The 15,194-nt window shown below is 56.9% G+C and carries 18 protein-coding genes; 9 read left to right on the forward strand and 9 right to left on the reverse strand.

Features of this window, described 5'->3' with window-relative positions; translation table 11 throughout:
• Position 1: 1 nt before the first annotated feature.
• The 4 genes from AC3WOK_RS11515 to AC3WOK_RS11530 are packed head-to-tail and all read right to left on the reverse strand — an operon-like array spanning position 2 to position 2,412.
• Positions 2–751 (reverse strand): SDR family oxidoreductase, encoded by a 750-nt coding sequence (locus AC3WOK_RS11515; RefSeq protein ID WP_063957019.1) that lies wholly within the window; start codon positions 749–751, stop codon positions 2–4.
• Complete coding sequence (locus tag AC3WOK_RS11520; protein WP_059311646.1) at positions 751–1,773, reverse strand: Rieske 2Fe-2S domain-containing protein; 1,023 nt, start codon at positions 1,771–1,773, stop codon at positions 751–753. Before AC3WOK_RS11520 ends, AC3WOK_RS11515 begins: the two co-directional genes overlap by 1 nt.
• 10 nt (positions 1,774–1,783) lie before the next feature.
• Entirely contained in the window at positions 1,784–2,092 is a 309-nt protein-coding gene (locus tag AC3WOK_RS11525; protein ID WP_059311645.1) for a recombinase-like helix-turn-helix domain-containing protein, read from the reverse strand.
• On the reverse strand, positions 2,089–2,412 hold the full coding sequence (locus tag AC3WOK_RS11530) for a Rieske (2Fe-2S) protein (RefSeq protein ID WP_023333340.1): 324 nt from the start codon (positions 2,410–2,412) through the stop codon (positions 2,089–2,091). Before AC3WOK_RS11530 ends, AC3WOK_RS11525 begins: the two co-directional genes overlap by 4 nt.
• A gap of 414 nt (positions 2,413–2,826) precedes the next feature.
• Here AC3WOK_RS11530 and AC3WOK_RS11535 point away from each other — a divergent pair, with 414 nt between their 5' ends.
• Entirely contained in the window at positions 2,827–4,038 is a 1,212-nt protein-coding gene (locus tag AC3WOK_RS11535) for an MFS transporter (RefSeq protein WP_492354548.1), read from the forward strand.
• A gap of 3 nt (positions 4,039–4,041) precedes the next feature.
• Here the strand turns inward: AC3WOK_RS11535 and speB are convergent, their stop codons facing one another.
• The 5 genes from speB to AC3WOK_RS11560 form a co-directional block, all read right to left on the reverse strand.
• Positions 4,042–4,962 carry an agmatinase gene (gene speB / locus AC3WOK_RS11540; protein ID WP_014071686.1) on the reverse strand — a complete coding sequence of 307 codons (921 nt, stop codon included), beginning with the start codon at positions 4,960–4,962 and terminating at the stop codon, positions 4,042–4,044.
• A 286-nt stretch (positions 4,963–5,248) separates the two neighbouring features.
• Positions 5,249–7,225, reverse strand: coding sequence for a biosynthetic arginine decarboxylase (gene speA / locus AC3WOK_RS11545; RefSeq protein WP_492354549.1), 1,977 nt, complete (start codon positions 7,223–7,225; stop codon positions 5,249–5,251).
• Between the two features lie 8 nt (positions 7,226–7,233).
• Complete coding sequence (gene yqgB / locus AC3WOK_RS11550; protein WP_127312443.1) at positions 7,234–7,365, reverse strand: acid stress response protein YqgB; 132 nt, start codon at positions 7,363–7,365, stop codon at positions 7,234–7,236.
• Positions 7,366–7,459: 94 nt separating this feature from the next.
• A complete protein-coding gene (locus AC3WOK_RS11555) occupies positions 7,460–7,603 on the reverse strand; it encodes a hypothetical protein (RefSeq protein ID WP_420095149.1) in 144 nt (47 codons plus the stop codon).
• Between the two features lie 116 nt (positions 7,604–7,719).
• Positions 7,720–7,890 carry a hypothetical protein gene (locus AC3WOK_RS11560; RefSeq protein ID WP_059311643.1) on the reverse strand — a complete coding sequence of 57 codons (171 nt, stop codon included), beginning with the start codon at positions 7,888–7,890 and terminating at the stop codon, positions 7,720–7,722.
• A gap of 138 nt (positions 7,891–8,028) precedes the next feature.
• Between AC3WOK_RS11560 and metK the strand changes: the two genes are divergently transcribed.
• From metK to ruvX, 8 genes are all read left to right on the forward strand, one after another.
• The gene (gene metK, locus AC3WOK_RS11565) at positions 8,029–9,183 is read left to right on the forward strand and encodes a methionine adenosyltransferase (RefSeq protein ID WP_047347912.1); all 1,155 of its coding nucleotides are present in this window, start codon (positions 8,029–8,031) and stop codon (positions 9,181–9,183) included.
• A 444-nt stretch (positions 9,184–9,627) separates the two neighbouring features.
• Entirely contained in the window at positions 9,628–11,025 is a 1,398-nt protein-coding gene (gene galP, locus AC3WOK_RS11570) for a galactose/proton symporter (protein ID WP_047347911.1), read from the forward strand.
• 58 nt (positions 11,026–11,083) lie between these two features.
• Positions 11,084–11,581, forward strand: a complete 498-nt coding sequence (locus AC3WOK_RS11575; RefSeq protein ID WP_047347910.1) for a SprT family zinc-dependent metalloprotease — start codon at positions 11,084–11,086, stop codon at positions 11,579–11,581.
• A gap of 94 nt (positions 11,582–11,675) precedes the next feature.
• Positions 11,676–12,383, forward strand: coding sequence for a deoxyribonuclease I (gene endA, locus AC3WOK_RS11580; RefSeq protein ID WP_447856170.1), 708 nt, complete (start codon positions 11,676–11,678; stop codon positions 12,381–12,383).
• A 52-nt stretch (positions 12,384–12,435) separates the two neighbouring features.
• Positions 12,436–13,167 (forward strand): 16S rRNA (uracil(1498)-N(3))-methyltransferase, encoded by a 732-nt coding sequence (gene rsmE / locus AC3WOK_RS11585; RefSeq protein ID WP_059312249.1) that lies wholly within the window; start codon positions 12,436–12,438, stop codon positions 13,165–13,167.
• 18 nt (positions 13,168–13,185) lie between these two features.
• Positions 13,186–14,133 (forward strand): glutathione synthase, encoded by a 948-nt coding sequence (gshB, locus tag AC3WOK_RS11590; protein WP_063428433.1) that lies wholly within the window; start codon positions 13,186–13,188, stop codon positions 14,131–14,133.
• A gap of 82 nt (positions 14,134–14,215) precedes the next feature.
• Entirely contained in the window at positions 14,216–14,776 is a 561-nt protein-coding gene (locus tag AC3WOK_RS11595; RefSeq protein WP_008499752.1) for a YqgE/AlgH family protein, read from the forward strand.
• Positions 14,776–15,192: a Holliday junction resolvase RuvX gene (ruvX, locus tag AC3WOK_RS11600; RefSeq protein WP_047347906.1), complete on the forward strand. Its 417-nt coding sequence runs from the start codon at positions 14,776–14,778 to the stop codon at positions 15,190–15,192. Before AC3WOK_RS11595 ends, ruvX begins: the two co-directional genes overlap by 1 nt.
• Positions 15,193–15,194: the final 2 nt, after the last annotated feature.

The following is a 15,194-nucleotide window of genomic DNA, read 5'->3' on the forward strand; positions in this document are numbered from 1 at the left end:
CTTAGTTAAAGACAAAACCGCCGTTGACCGGGATCAGCTGTCCGGTGATGAACCGCGACAGATCGCTTAACAGCCAGACCACGCTGCCGGTGACATCTTCCGGCTGCTGCGCCCCCATTAATGCGCGACCGTTTTCGTAAAGCTGATGCCGCTCGGCCGGAACGTATTCGGTTGCCTCGACGCGGGTTAATCCCGGGGCGATGGCGTTGATACGAATGCGTTTTTCACCCAGCTCGCGCGCCATTGAGCGGGTCATGGCAATCACCGCGCCCTTGCTGGCGACGTAGGCCATCAGGCGCGGCGCGCCCCACAGCGCGGTGTCGGACGCCACGTTTACAATCCCGGCCCCTTCGCGCAGCAGCGGCACGGCGGCGCGCGTCACCAGCCAGGTGCCTTTGACGTTCACGCTCATCACGCGGTCCCACAGGTCAGGATCGTAATCGAGCATGTTTTTGCCGCCCACGCCCGTCGCCATCGCCGCGTTGTTCACCAGGCCGTCGATCTGCCCCTGCTCGCCAATGGCGCTAAACGCCTGCTCAATGGAATGCGGATCGGCCAGATCGATAACGTGCGATTCGATCGCGTAACCCTGCTCGCCCAGCCCGTGCACGCTTTCAGCCAGCTCGCCTTCGAGGATGTCACACATCACCACTGCGGCGCCCTGCTCCGCGCAGGCTTTGGCAAAGTGATAGCCCAGCCCGCGCGCGGCGCCGGTCACCACGATGCGCCTGCCGCTCAGCAGCCCGTTCATCAGGCGGCTCCCTGCTGTTCTTCGCGCAGCGCCAGCTGCTCTTTCGCTGCCTTTTGCATCATGCGGCGCAGGCGGGAGAGACCGACATCGTGCTGGTACAGGTATTCATGGTCGCGGGCGTTTGGGGCCAGGCTTTCCAGCACCACGCGGTCCTGCTCCAGCACTTCCCAGTGCAGTTTTTCCAGACGGTTGCGGTACATGAAGCGCCACATATCGCGCTGCCAGCCCTGCACGCGGCGGATGCGCCAGAAGAAGACGCGGCAGTTGTCGTTATCTTCCGGCACCACCATGCCGACGATAAAGAAGTGGCCGCCCGGTCCGAAGCGCTTCTTGTAAGGAATAGAGAGGCGCATCCAGCAGGTGCCGCTGTTGCCGAGCTCAACCCAGTCGAAGTTGACGCCGCTCTGCCCTTTCTTCTCAAAGATGAAGCCGGTTTTGGTCGGCTGGAGCACCATGTCGGCCTTGCGATCCCCCTCCGCCATCGAGTGCGACGATGAATGCAGATAGGTGCCGTGCATCGGGTCCATCACGTTTTCCAGCGCGTACTGGTAATTGCATTTCCACGCGGCGGTGCAGAGGAAGTTGCTGAAATTCTCCGTGTCGGCGAGCTCATCCGGGAAGGCCAGCTCGTCCGGCTGCTGGTCAGCGGTGACGCCGAACCACAGGAAGATCGCGCCGTGCGCTTCCTGCACGCTATAGCTGCGCACGCACTGCTGACCGACCAGCGGACATTTGTCCACGGCGGGCACATCTTTCACCTCGCCGTTGCCCGCCACTTCCACGCCGTGATACCAGCAGGCGATGCGGTCACCCAGGTTCCAGCCCATCGACAGGCGCGCGCCGCGGTGCGGACAGCGGTCTTCCAGCGCCTGCACCTGGCCGTCTTTATTGCGCCAGACCACAATCTGCTCGCCCAGGCGGGTAATGCCCACAGGAGCAGACTGCACTTCCCAGCTCGCCAGCACCGGATACCAGAGGCCGCGCAGGCCTTTATCGAGATAGTTTTGTACGGTAGTCGTCATCGCGTTGTCCTCAGTAGCCGTTAACCTGTAAGAATGCCTGGAAGCTGGCGTCGCTCCACGGCTCGCCCTGCTGGTCGTGCATGCGCACCGCGTTCAGGCCGTTCACCAGTTCCGGTAGGGTTTCAACGCCCTGTTCGAAGAGATTTTCCAGCGTGGCAATCAGGTTCACTTCCCAGCTCTCCGGCTCGCGGCTGCGGGTTTGCCAGATCAGGTTCTGGTACTCACCCGGCTTATGGATGGCACCGTTGCCGCCCTCGGCAGGCGGAGTAAACTGACGGCTTTCCGGCAGCGCCGGGTTGTAGTTCAGGGTATTGCTCATGCCACGGTCTCCTCGACGAAGGTAATCTGGATTTGGTTTTCAAACACCCGAACCGGGTAGCGGTTGAGGTTGCGACCTCCGGGGCCGTGCAGGCACTGGCCGGTTTTGACGTCGAACACCGCCTCATGCAGGGGGCATTCAACTTTTCCGTCTTCCACAAAGCCCTGGCTCAGCAGGGCATAAGCGTGCGGGCATACGTCTTCCAGCGCGTAATATTCACCGTCAATCAAATAAACGCCGATCTCTTTACCGTCTACGCTGCCGCTAAAAGGGAAATCTTCCTGTACTTGTTCTGCGTCACATACGCCTATCCAGCTCATCACGATCCTCCAGGCTTTTGTTTCATATATGAAACTCTGTTTCTTATTTAATACGGTCAATATAAAAGCGATGAATGTTTCGTCAAGCGCCAATGTGACAAATTTGTTAATAACAAGGTAATTAATTAGCTAAGTGTGCAAAGGATCACGAAAAAATGCAGCGATATGAAATTTTCATTATTGCTGCGTGAATGAATACGTTTTATCGATGGTTTTAAATTTAAAGAAAGAGATATTGACTTCTTTTGTTTTTCTTCCTTAAAAATAAAAGAGTTGCAGAGCATAGCGTTTCACCTGTGAAACTCATTTTTATTTTATTTTTAATAAACAATGAGTTTCACAGGTGAATCATTTTAGCTCCGTGACAATCACTCTCATAAAAATATAAATAACCGCACGCACAAGGCAGGATTTATGACGGCAAGATGGCAAGGCACAATTGCACTGTTATTACTCATTATTATTTCCTACGTTGACCGGGTAAATATTTCGGTAATGATTTTAAACCCGGAATTTGCCGAACATTTTCAGCTAAATGAAAACAGAATGTTACAGGGAATGCTCATGACATGCTTTCTGCTGGGTTATGGGTTTTCGGCTTTATTATTAACGCCAGTTATTGAAAGCAAGCTCCATTATCGGCAGGGATTATTAAGCAGCATTGCGATTTGGGCCGCGGTCTGCGCGGTTTCTCCGCTGCTGGGATCGCTGATGGGCATGCTCATCGCTCGCGTGATTTTGGGTATTGCCGAAGGACCGCTCTTTTCACTGAAGACGCGCTTTATCAGCGACAACTTTCGCGCAGAGGAGATCGGCAAACCCAACGCCGTCACCGCGCTGGGCGTCTCGCTCGGGCTGGCCGTGGGCTTTCCAATGGTCACCTGGCTGATGGCCCATCTGGGCTGGGCCGGCTCGTTCTATGCGCTGGCGGCAGTCAATCTTCTGCTGGGCGGCGGGTTAATCTGGCGTTTTCTTCCTGCACCTCGCAGCCGCTCAACGGTGAAAAAACCGGGGTTTGCCCGCACCCTCACGCTCGCCTGGCAGACGCCGCTGCTGGGCTGGATCCTGCTGGTTGAAATCGCCACGCTGAGCTATCTGTGGGGCAGCAGCGCGTGGCTGCCCGCATGGCTGCGTGACGAGCACCACTTCTCGCTGCACGCCACGGGCATGCTTGCGGCCATTCCCTTCCTCCTGAGCCTGGGGTCCAAGTTCCTGGGCGGCGTGCTGCTCGATAAAATGCGCCCGGAGCAGGCACCGGTGCTGTTTGTGGTGGGCGGGGCGCTGACGGCACTGTCCGTGGTCGCGCTGATGCTCAGCCATCAGCCCGCATGGCTGGCGCTGTTTATGCTGTCCGCCAACGCTTTCTGGGGACTGCAGGGCGCCGCGATACCCGCGGTGATCCAGCACCACGCCGCGCGGGAAGCAGTAGGTAGCGCATACGGCATAATTAATGGGATTGGGAATATTTGCGCGGCGTTTATTCCGCTGCTGATGGGGATAGTGATGAAATCGGCGGGATCGGTCAGTTCAGGTTTTTCGGTGCTGGTCGTGTCGCAGGCTATCACCCTGCTGGCGGGCGGAATGTTGCTGCTGCGCATGCGTCGCGCAGCAGCACTCAGCGCGTAAGGCTTATTCGCCTTTTTTCGCCGCCTGGATGTAGAGCATTTCCAGCGCCAGGGTCGCCGCGGCCAGCGCGGTGATCTCGGACTGGTCATAGGCTGGCGCCACTTCCACCACGTCCATCCCGACAATGTTCAGGTCCTTAAGGCCGCGCACCAGCTTGATGGCGCGGTCTGAGGTCAGGCCGCCGATCACCGGCGTACCGGTACCCGGCGCAAAGGCCGGATCCAGGCAGTCGATGTCGAAGGTCAGATAGACAGGCATATCACCGACGATCTGCTTCACCTGCGCGATGATGTCGTCCACGCCGCGATCGTTGACCTGGCCCGCATCCAGCACGGTGAAGCCGTTGTCTTTGTCGAACTCGGTGCGGATGCCGATCTGCACGGAGTGGTTCGGGTCGATCAGACCTTCGTTCGGCGCGGTGAAGAACATGGTGCCGTGGTCGAACTCGCAGCCGTTCGCGTAGGTGTCGGTATGCGCATCGAAGTGCACCAGCGCCATTTTACCGAAGTGCTTGGCGTGAGCGCGCAGCAGCGGCAGGGTCACGAAGTGGTCACCGCCGAAGGAGAGCATGCGCTTGCCGGCAGCCAGCAGCTTCTCGGCGTGGGCCTGCAGCTTTTCGCTCATCTCACGCGCGTCGCCGAAGGCGTACACCAGGTCACCGCAGTCCACCACGTTCAGGCGCTCGCGCATGTCGAAGTTCCACGGGAAACGGTTATGCTCCCACGCCAGGTTGGTGGATACCTGACGGATCGCCGCCGGGCCGTGACGACCGCCCGCGCGACCGGACGTTGCCATGTCGAACGGCACGCCGGTGATCACCCAGTCAGCGTCGCTGTCGTACGGCTGGAAGTTCATTGGAAGGCGTAAAAAACCAAACGCGTTAGATACCAGAGAGTTATCGTACTGATGACCTAAAGTGCTCATGTCCTGACCTCTTTTAACGTCGATACATTAAAAACAGATGAAAAAAAATCCCCTCCGCGTCGTTAAACCCGACGAGGAAGGGATTGATTCGTAAATCGCTAATTGGGGCGAATTATCGCCGGTAATGCATGCGGGTTCAAGTGAGTATAGCATTCTGCCGGATGACGGCTCCGCCTTATCCGGCCTACATACGTAGGCCCGGTAAGCGCAGCGCCACCGGGCATCAGCGGCACAGCAGCCTGCTGCCCTCACCCCGCCCCTCTCCCACCGGGAGAGGGAGGTTAACCTACTCGTCTTCCAGGTAGGTGTACCCGTACAGACCCGCTTCAAACTCTTCCAGGAACTGCTGCTGCAGCGCGTCGTCCAGACCGGTGTTTTTCACCTGGTCGCGGAACTGGGTCAGCAGCGTTTTCGGATCCAGCTGCACGTATTCCAGCATGTCCGCCACGGTGTCACCTTCGTCGGACAGCTCAACTTCCACGCTGCCGTCAGGGAAGACAAACACGTCAACCGCTTCGGTATCGCCGAACAGGTTATGCATGTTGCCGAGGATCTCCTGATACGCCCCGACCATAAAGAAGCCCAGCATTGGCGGGTTCTCCGGGTCGTATTCCGGCATTGGCATCGTTGTTGCGATACCGTCGCCGTCAACGTAGTGGTCGATAGCGCCGTCGGAGTCACAGGTGATATCCAGCAGCACCGCACGACGTTCCGGAGCGTGGTTCAGCCCTTCCAGCGGCAGAACCGGGAACAGCTGATCGATACCCCAGGCATCCGGCATCGACTGGAACAGCGAGAAGTTGACGTAAATCTTGTCCGCCATGCGCTCCTGCAGCTCGTCGATAATCGGACGGTGCGCGCGGTTGCTCGGGTCGAGCTGCTTCTGCACTTCATGGCACATGTTCAGATAGAGCTGCTCGGCCCACGCGCGCTCCTGCAGGCTGAATGTGCCTGAAGAGTAGCCGACGTGAATGTCGTGCAGATCCATCTGGCTGTCGTGCAGCCATTCGCGCAGGGAGCGGCGCGTGCCCGGCTCGTGCATCTCCTGCCAGGTTTCCCACATGCTTTGCAGGGAACGCGGGGCATCATTTGCCGGAGGCGTCGCTTCGGTAGTTTCGCTGCGCTCAACGCCGATAATGTTAGAGACCAGCACCGTATGGTGCGCGGTCACCGCGCGACCGGATTCGGTGATCACCGTCGGATGCGGCAGGCCGTTCTCTTCACAGGCGTCGCCGATCGCCCAGATGATATTGTTCGCGTATTCGTTCAGGCCATAGTTCACCGAGCAGTCAGACTGCGAGCGGGTCCCTTCATAGTCCACGCCCAGGCCGCCGCCCACGTCGAAGCACTGAATATTCACGCCAAGCTTGTGCAGCTCAACGTAGAAACGCGCCGATTCACGCACGCCGGTGGCGATATCGCGAATGTTGGCCATCTGCGAACCGAGGTGGAAGTGCAGCAGCTGAATGCTGTCCAGACGACCGCGCTCGCGGAGGATCTCCACCAGCTGCAGCACCTGGTTCGCCGCCAGGCCGAACTTGGATTTTTCACCGCCGGAGGACTGCCATTTACCGGAACCCTGCGACGCCAGACGCGCACGCACGCCAAGGCGCGGCACCACGTTCAGACGTTCGGCCTCTTCCAGCACGATCGCGATTTCGGTCATCTTCTCGATAACCAGATAGACCTTGTGGCCCATCTTCTCGCCGATCAGCGCGAGGCGAATGTATTCACGGTCTTTATAGCCGTTGCACACGATCACCGAACGGGTCATGCCCGCGTGCGCCAGAACGGCCATCAGTTCCGCTTTGGAGCCCGCTTCCAGGCCCAGCGGTTCGCCGGAGTGGATCAGGGATTCAATCACGCGGCGGTGCTGGTTCACCTTGATCGGGTAAACCAGGAAGTAGTCGCCCTTGTAGCCGTAGGATTCACGCGCGCGCTTGAACGCGGCGTTAATAGAACGAAGGCGATGTTGCAGGATCTGCGGGAAGCAGAACAGTGCAGGTAAACGCTGGCCCTGTGCTTCGCGGGCCTTTACCAGCTTAGCGAGATCCACGCGCGCTTCAGGGACGTCCGGGTCTGGGCAGACGCTGATGTGGCCCAGTTCGTTGACGTCGTAGTAGTTATTGCCCCACCAGGCAATATTGTAAGTGCGCAGCATCTTGCTGGCTTCCTGGGAGCTCATCGCAACCTCCTGCATAGAACGTAGTACACCCCGTTCGCCCGCTGACGAAGGCGAAAAAGAAGACATGTCGTCAGACATAGCGAACCTCAACTCTTTGTATTAAGTGTAAAACAGTTGACTACTATCGCAGCGTTATACGGCGATAACAACCCATAAACGGCTCCGTTTCCCAGCAGAGTATGCTGAAATCCAGACCGTGCGACCGGTTTCTTATTCATATCATTGTAAAACACGTATCCGAACTCTGTATGACAAGGTTCGGCGAAACCACGAGAAAACTCTTGTATTAACAAGAGCGCCCTTGTTCAGTTTTCACAGAGCGTAACCGGCCCTTGAATCCTGAGAAGCGCCGAGATGGGTATAACATCGGCAGGTTTGCAGACTAGAAATGCGGGTTGCGGGAATCAAATGCGCGCCAGAACGGCTGCGCTGAATGTGCGGAAAACGATGGTTCATTATCTCGTATCACCTCCACGGCCGCCTCTGCTGAAACGGACCACAAGCCAAAGCTAAAAGTTCACTGCTTAACCCGGCTGGAAGTGGCGACACGATGAGTTCATCGAGCGCTTATTTTATATGAGCCGCGCGCCGCGTTTTATACCGAGAAGGGGGCTAAAAAGCAAAACAAAAATGCGCGTGTTGCCGGCAGCGTCAGGAAAAATTTCCAGCCGCCATTTCAACGCAGTGGGAGATGAATCAAAAAAAACTGGAAATCGGGCGAAGAAGTGACCTAAAATAGCCATCCAGATGTTAATCCATCTATACTGATTAACACTCATACTGCCAGTGTCAAAAACCTGCAGGCCTTGGTAGAATTATCTCCTTTGGCTATTCCACACAGCAGCTTGAGCTAACCAAATTCCTCTTAGGTGAAATAAAACATGGCAAAACACCTGTTTACGTCCGAGTCTGTATCAGAAGGACATCCTGATAAAATTGCTGACCAAATCTCCGATGCGGTGCTGGATGCGATCCTGACTCAGGATCCAAAAGCGCGCGTAGCGTGTGAAACCTATGTCAAAACCGGCATGGTTCTGGTTGGCGGTGAGATCACCACCAGCGCATGGGTTGATATCGAAGAGATCACCCGTAACACGGTGCGTGAGATCGGCTATGTGCATTCTGATATGGGCTTTGATGCCAACTCCTGCGCGGTACTGAGCGCGATTGGCAAACAGTCTCCGGACATCAACCAGGGCGTTGACCGTGCCGATCCGCTGGAACAGGGCGCGGGCGACCAGGGCCTGATGTTCGGCTATGCAACCAACGAAACCGACGTGCTGATGCCAGCACCGGTGACCTACGCGCACCGTCTGGTGCAGCGTCAGGCTGAAGTGCGTAAAAACGGCACCCTGCCGTGGCTGCGCCCGGATGCAAAAAGCCAGGTGACCTTCCAGTATGACGACGGCAAAATCGTCGGTATTGACGCGGTAGTTCTGTCTACCCAGCATTCCGAAGATATCGATCAGAAATCCCTGCAGGAAGCAGTGATGGAAGAGATCATCAAGCCGGTGCTGCCTACAGAGTGGCTGAGCAGTGCAACCAAATACTTCATCAACCCAACCGGACGCTTCGTTATCGGCGGCCCAATGGGTGACTGCGGTCTGACCGGTCGTAAAATCATCGTTGATACCTACGGCGGCATGGCGCGTCACGGCGGCGGTGCATTCTCCGGTAAAGATCCGTCTAAAGTTGACCGTTCTGCAGCGTATGCGGCGCGTTATGTTGCGAAAAACATCGTTGCTGCCGGCCTGGCTGACCGCTGTGAGATCCAGGTTTCCTACGCTATCGGCGTGGCTGAGCCAACCTCCATCATGGTTGAAACCTTTGGTACTGAGAAAGTGCCTTCAGAACAGCTGACCCTGCTGGTGCGCGAGTTCTTCGACCTGCGTCCATACGGCCTGATTCAGATGCTGGATCTGCTGCACCCAATCTACAAAGAAACCGCTGCATACGGTCACTTTGGTCGCGAACATTTCCCGTGGGAAAAAACCGACAAAGCCGCTCTGCTGCGTGAAGCTGCCGGTCTGAAGTAATCGACTACCCGCTGCTTTATAAAAGGCCAGCCTTCGGGCTGGCCTTTTGCATTTGTGCGGTCATCTTTGCCCGGCGGCGCTTCGCTTGCGCGGGCCTACGGGTTTTGCGTTATTTGTAGGCCGGGTAAGGCGCAGCCGCCACCCGGCTGAAAGGCGCACTATTTGGAACCGATTACACCTTAGCGGATGCCCTCCGCTTTCAGAATATTCTCTTTGCACGATCGCTTTTCTTCTGCTGTTACATCCCCTTTCAGTTAAGTCTGAAATGTATTCTTTCGCGATGCATGTCACCTCATTTACCTCTATATTTTCAAAGCTTTAATTTTATTTACGGATGCACACTTGTGTAACCGATTACACCAATGTGATTAATCTCACATATTTTTACGGGTCGCTCACCTACCCTTAACCTCAATAAAACTGATAACCCAACTGGAGGGCATAATGCCTGACAATAAAAAACAGGGGCGTACGTCCAACAAGGCGATGACATTCTTCGTCTGTTTCCTCGCAGCCCTGGCAGGATTACTTTTTGGCCTGGATATCGGCGTGATTGCCGGTGCATTACCTTTCATCACAGAAGAGTTCCAGATCAGCGCTCACACCCAGGAGTGGGTGGTCAGCTCAATGATGTTTGGTGCTGCCGTCGGGGCCGTCGGCAGCGGCTGGCTCTCCTTCAAGCTCGGGCGTAAAAAGAGCCTGATGATCGGCGCTATTCTGTTCGTTGCCGGTTCACTCTTCTCTGCCGCGGCGCCTAACGTTGAGGTCCTGCTGGTTTCCCGCGTTCTGCTCGGTCTGGCCGTGGGCGTGGCATCCTATACCGCACCGCTGTACCTGTCTGAAATCGCGCCGGAGAAAATCCGCGGCAGTATGATTTCGATGTACCAGCTGATGATAACCATCGGTATTTTGGGCGCGTACCTTTCCGATACCGCGTTTAGCTACAGCGGCGCATGGCGCTGGATGCTCGGCGTGATCATCATCCCGGCCATTTTGCTGCTGATTGGCGTCTTCTTCCTGCCGGACAGCCCGCGCTGGTTTGCCGCGAAACGTCGATTCCACGATGCCGAACGCGTGCTGATGCGCCTGCGCGATACCAGCGCGGAAGCGAAAAACGAGCTGGAAGAGATCCGCGAAAGCCTGAAGGTCAAACAGTCTGGCTGGGCGCTGTTTAAAGAGAACAGCAACTTCCGTCGCGCGGTTTTCCTCGGCGTCCTGCTTCAGGTCATGCAGCAGTTCACCGGGATGAACGTCATCATGTACTACGCGCCAAAAATCTTTGAGCTGGCGGGTTATACCAACACCACCGAGCAGATGTGGGGGACCGTCATCGTCGGTCTGACCAACGTGCTGGCGACCTTTATCGCCATCGGCCTGGTGGACCGCTGGGGACGTAAGCCAACGCTGACGCTGGGCTTCCTGGTGATGGCGGCCGGTATGGGCGTCCTCGGTACAATGATGCATGTGGGCATTCACTCACCAACCGCCCAGTACTTCGCGGTAGGCATGCTGCTGATGTTTATCGTCGGGTTTGCGATGAGCGCCGGCCCGCTGATTTGGGTGCTGTGCTCTGAGATCCAGCCGCTGAAAGGGCGTGATTTTGGTATCACCTGCTCTACCGCAACGAACTGGATTGCCAACATGATCGTCGGCGCAACGTTCCTGACCATGCTCAATACCCTGGGCAACGCGAACACCTTCTGGGTCTACGCCGGGCTGAACATCTTCTTTATTGTTCTGACCATCTGGCTGGTTCCAGAAACCAAACATGTGTCCCTGGAACATATTGAACGTAACCTGATGAAAGGTCGTCCTCTGCGCGAAATCGGCGCCCACGACTAATCCTCACGCGGGAGGTGCCCCTTGCACCTCCCCGCTTCGCGCTTTATGCTCTGCCCCTATGAAAGCTCCCCGTCTCCCCATCGCCCTTCAGCAGGCCGTTATGCGCAGCCTGCGGGAAAAGCTCGCCCAGGCGAACCTGAAGCTCGGTCGCAACTACCCTGAACCCAGGATCGTTTATCAGCAGCGTGGCACCGCGGCCGGTACCGCCTGGCTTGAGTCTTATGAGATCCGCCTTAACCCGGTACTGATGATGGAAAACCAGCAGGCGTTTATTGAGGAAGTGGTGCCGCACGAGCTGGCGCATCTGCTGGTCTGGAAGCACTTCGGGCGCGTCGCCCCCCACGGGAAAGAGTGGAAGTGGATGATGGAAGCGGTGCTCGGCGTTCCGGCGCGCCGTACCCACCAGTTCGAGCTGGAATCGGTACGCCGCAATACCTTCCCCTACCGCTGCCAGTGCCAGCAGCACCAGCTTACCGTCCGCCGCCATAATCGCGTGGTGCGCGGCGAGGCGACCTACCGCTGCGTCAAATGCGGCGAGCCGCTGGTTGCGGACTAATCATCTGAACTTTCAGGAACTTTCCTGATCTGACTGATTGCATACAGGAACAACATTCGTTACGTTGCGGGCTCGTTTTGACACGGAGTGTAAGATGTCCCGTAATGTTTCTCTCGCGGTCGCCTTTTTGACGACGGCGCTCTCAGGCCACGCGCTGGCCGACGGTATCAACAGTTTCTCTCAGGCCAAAGCGGCCGGCGTAAAGGTCAACGCTGACGTGCCGGGCGATTTCTACTGCGGCTGTAAAATTAACTGGCAGGGTAAAAAAGGGGTCGTTGACCTTGAGTCCTGCGGCTATAAGGTGCGTAAAAATGAAAACCGCGCCAGCCGCATTGAATGGGAACATGTCGTCCCGGCGTGGCAGTTTGGCCACCAGCGCCAGTGCTGGCAGGACGGCGGGCGTAAAAACTGTTCTAAAGATCCTGTCTACCGCCAGATGGAAAGCGATATGCACAACCTGCAGCCTGCGGTTGGCGAAGTGAACGGTGACCGCGGCAACTTTATGTACAGCCAGTGGAACGGTGGCGAAGGCCAGTACGGTCAGTGCAGTATGAAGGTGGATTTCAAAGAGAAAGTCGCCGAGCCCCCTGCCCGCGCGCGCGGCAGCATTGCCCGCACCTATTTCTATATGCGCGATCGTTACGACCTCAACCTCTCCCGCCAGCAGACGCAGCTGTTCAACGCCTGGGACAAGCAATACCCGGTGACGGAGTGGGAGTGCCAGCGCGACGAACGCATCGCCAGGGTTCAGGGGAATCATAACCCTTACGTCCAGCGAGCTTGCCAGGCGCAAAAGAGCTAACCTACACTAGCGGCAATTTGCTTACATCGTATTACACACGGAATTTCTGACTATGCGCATTCCCCGCATTTACCATCCTGAACCGATTACCGCAGGTCGCGAAATCGCCCTGTCTGATGACGCCGCCAACCACGTTGGCCGCGTGCTGCGCATGGGCGCAGGTCAGGCCATTCAGCTGTTCGACGGCTCTAACCAGGTTTTCGACGCACAAATTACGCGCTCCGATAAAAAAAGCGTGCACGTTAACGTGCTGCGTGGCGAAGTAGATGACCGCGAATCGCCGCTGCACATTCATCTGGGTCAGGTCATGTCGCGCGGGGAAAAGATGGAGTTCACGATTCAGAAATCCATTGAACTGGGTGTAAGCCTCATTACGCCACTTTTTTCTGAGCGCTGTGGCGTTAAACTGGATGCGGAACGTCTGAATAAAAAGCTCCAGCAGTGGCAGAAAATTGCCATTGCGGCTTGTGAACAGAGTGGCCGCAACCGTATCCCGGAGATCCGCCCGGCGATGGATCTGGAAGACTGGTGTGCAGAAGAGGAAAGTGGGCTGAAGCTCAACCTTCATCCGCGCGCCAGCGCCAGCATCAATACGCTGCCCTTGCCCGTTGAGCGCGTACGCCTGCTGATTGGCCCCGAAGGCGGGCTTTCGGCGGACGAAATTGCGATGACGGCACGTTACCAGTTTACTGATATTCTGTTGGGACCTCGCGTTCTGCGCACTGAGACAACGGCACTCACGGCCATTACCGCGCTACAGGTACGGTTTGGCGATCTGGGTTGACGCATATTGGAGAGAAAGATGATCAAGCTCGGCATCGTGATGGACCCCATCGCAAACATTAACATCAAGAAAGATTCCAGCTTCGCCATGCTGCTGGAAGCGCAGCGTCGCGGCTATGAACTCCACTACATGGAGATGAACGATCTTTACCTGATCAACGGTGAAGCCCGCGCGCGCACCCGCATCGTTAACGTCGAGCAGAACTACGACAAATGGTACGAGTTCGGCACAGAGCAGGACATTGCGCTTGCCGATCTCAACGTCATTCTGATGCGTAAAGATCCGCCGTTCGACACCGAGTACATCTACTGCACCTATATCCTCGAGCGTGCTGAAGAGAAAGGCACGCTGATCGTCAACAAACCGCAGAGCCTGCGCGACTGCAACGAGAAGCTCTACACCGCCTGGTTCTCTGACCTGACGCCTGAAACGCTGGTAACCCGCAGCAAAGCCCAGTTGAAGGAATTCTGGCAGAAGCACGGCGATATCATCATGAAGCCGCTGGACGGCATGGGCGGCGCGTCGATTTTCCGCGTGAAGGAAGGCGATCCGAACATTGGCGTGATTGCCGAAACGCTGACCGAGCTGGGCACCCGCTACTGCATGGCGCAGAACTATATTCCGGCGATCAAAGACGGCGACAAACGCGTTCTGGTTGTAGATGGCGAACCGGTTCCTTACTGCCTGGCACGTATCCCGCAGGGTGGCGAAACCCGCGGTAACCTGGCCGCCGGTGGCCGCGGCGAGCCGCGCCCGTTGACCGAAAGCGACTGGGAAATTGCCCGCCGCGTCGGTCCGACCCTTAAGGCCAAGGGCCTGATCTTCGTTGGCCTGGATATCATCGGCGACCGCCTGACGGAAGTGAACGTCACCAGCCCGACCTGCATTCGTGAAATTGAAGCGGAATTCCCGGTCTCCATTACCGGAATGCTGATGGACGCTATCGAAAAACGCCTGCAGAAATAACCCACCAATGAGTGACAGCGCCCGGGTTTCTCCGCATACTGGTCGCTGTCGCTTTTTAAACCAGGAAACAGTACCTCTGACAATGAATTTACAGCATCACTTTCTTATTGCCATGCCTGCTCTCCAGGACCCGATTTTTCGCCGCGCGGTGGTTTATATTTGTGAATACAATGAAGACGGCGCGATGGGCATTATCATCAACAAACCGCTGGAAAACCTTCAGGTTGAAGGGATTCTGGACAAGCTGAAGATCCCGGCTGAAGCGCGCTTGCCGGAGATCCGGCTCGATAAACCCGTGATGCTGGGTGGACCTCTTGCAGAAGATCGCGGTTTCATCCTCCATACGCCGCCGGTATTCTCCTCCAGCATTCGAATTTCGGATAACACCGTCATCACCACCTCGCGCGACGTGCTGGAAACGCTGGGCACCGCTGAGCAGCCTTCTGAAGTGCTGGTGGCGCTGGGCTATTCGTCGTGGGAGAAAGGCCAGCTTGAGCAAGAGATCCTCGATAACGCCTGGCTCACCGCCCCTGCGGACATGAATATCCTGTTTAAAACCCCTATCGCCGATCGCTGGCGTGACGCGGCGAAGCTGATTGGCATTGATATTCTGACCATGCCTGGCGTCGCGGGGCACGCCTGATGAGCGGAACACTTCTGGCCTTCGATTTCGGAACGAAGAGCATTGGCGTCGCCATTGGTCAGCGCATCACCGGTACCGCACGCCCGCTTACGGCCCTGAAGGCCAACGACGGCACGCCAGACTGGAATCTCATTGAGCGTCTGCTCAAAGAGTGGCAGCCGGACGACGTGATTGTTGGGCTGCCGCTGAATATGGACGGCACGGAACAGCCGCTTACCGCCCGGGCGCGTAAGTTCGCCAATAAAATCCATGGCCGCTTTGGCGTCTCCGTGAAGCTTCACGACGAGCGTCTCAGCACCGTTGAAGCGCGAGCGGGTCTGTTTGAACACGGCGGCTTCCGGGCGCTCAACAAAGGCAGCGTGGACTCCGCTTCTGCCGTCATCATCCTCGAAAGCTATTTCGAACAGGGCTATTGAGC

It is taken from the genome of Enterobacter sp. FW301-JW81 (assembly GCF_058788735.1).

Coding starts and splice junctions, on each gene's coding strand:
- AC3WOK_RS11515 (WP_063957019.1), bottom strand. CDS start 751: ATGAACGGGCTGCTGAGCGGCAGGCGCATCGTGGTGACCGGCGCCGCG.
- AC3WOK_RS11520 (WP_059311646.1), bottom strand. CDS start 1,773: ATGACGACTACCGTACAAAACTATCTCGATAAAGGCCTGCGCGGCCTC.
- AC3WOK_RS11525 (WP_059311645.1), bottom strand. CDS start 2,092: ATGAGCAATACCCTGAACTACAACCCGGCGCTGCCGGAAAGCCGTCAG.
- AC3WOK_RS11530 (WP_023333340.1), bottom strand. CDS start 2,412: ATGAGCTGGATAGGCGTATGTGACGCAGAACAAGTACAGGAAGATTTC.
- AC3WOK_RS11535 (WP_492354548.1), top strand. CDS start 2,827: ATGACGGCAAGATGGCAAGGCACAATTGCACTGTTATTACTCATTATT.
- speB (WP_014071686.1), bottom strand. CDS start 4,962: ATGAGCACTTTAGGTCATCAGTACGATAACTCTCTGGTATCTAACGCG.
- speA (WP_492354549.1), bottom strand. CDS start 7,225: ATGTCTGACGACATGTCTTCTTTTTCGCCTTCGTCAGCGGGCGAACGG.
- yqgB (WP_127312443.1), bottom strand. CDS start 7,365: ATGAATAAGAAACCGGTCGCACGGTCTGGATTTCAGCATACTCTGCTG.
- AC3WOK_RS11555 (WP_420095149.1), bottom strand. CDS start 7,603: ATGAACCATCGTTTTCCGCACATTCAGCGCAGCCGTTCTGGCGCGCAT.
- AC3WOK_RS11560 (WP_059311643.1), bottom strand. CDS start 7,890: ATGGCTATTTTAGGTCACTTCTTCGCCCGATTTCCAGTTTTTTTTGAT.
- metK (WP_047347912.1), top strand. CDS start 8,029: ATGGCAAAACACCTGTTTACGTCCGAGTCTGTATCAGAAGGACATCCT.
- galP (WP_047347911.1), top strand. CDS start 9,628: ATGCCTGACAATAAAAAACAGGGGCGTACGTCCAACAAGGCGATGACA.
- AC3WOK_RS11575 (WP_047347910.1), top strand. CDS start 11,084: ATGAAAGCTCCCCGTCTCCCCATCGCCCTTCAGCAGGCCGTTATGCGC.
- endA (WP_447856170.1), top strand. CDS start 11,676: ATGTCCCGTAATGTTTCTCTCGCGGTCGCCTTTTTGACGACGGCGCTC.
- rsmE (WP_059312249.1), top strand. CDS start 12,436: ATGCGCATTCCCCGCATTTACCATCCTGAACCGATTACCGCAGGTCGC.
- gshB (WP_063428433.1), top strand. CDS start 13,186: ATGATCAAGCTCGGCATCGTGATGGACCCCATCGCAAACATTAACATC.
- AC3WOK_RS11595 (WP_008499752.1), top strand. CDS start 14,216: ATGAATTTACAGCATCACTTTCTTATTGCCATGCCTGCTCTCCAGGAC.
- ruvX (WP_047347906.1), top strand. CDS start 14,776: ATGAGCGGAACACTTCTGGCCTTCGATTTCGGAACGAAGAGCATTGGC.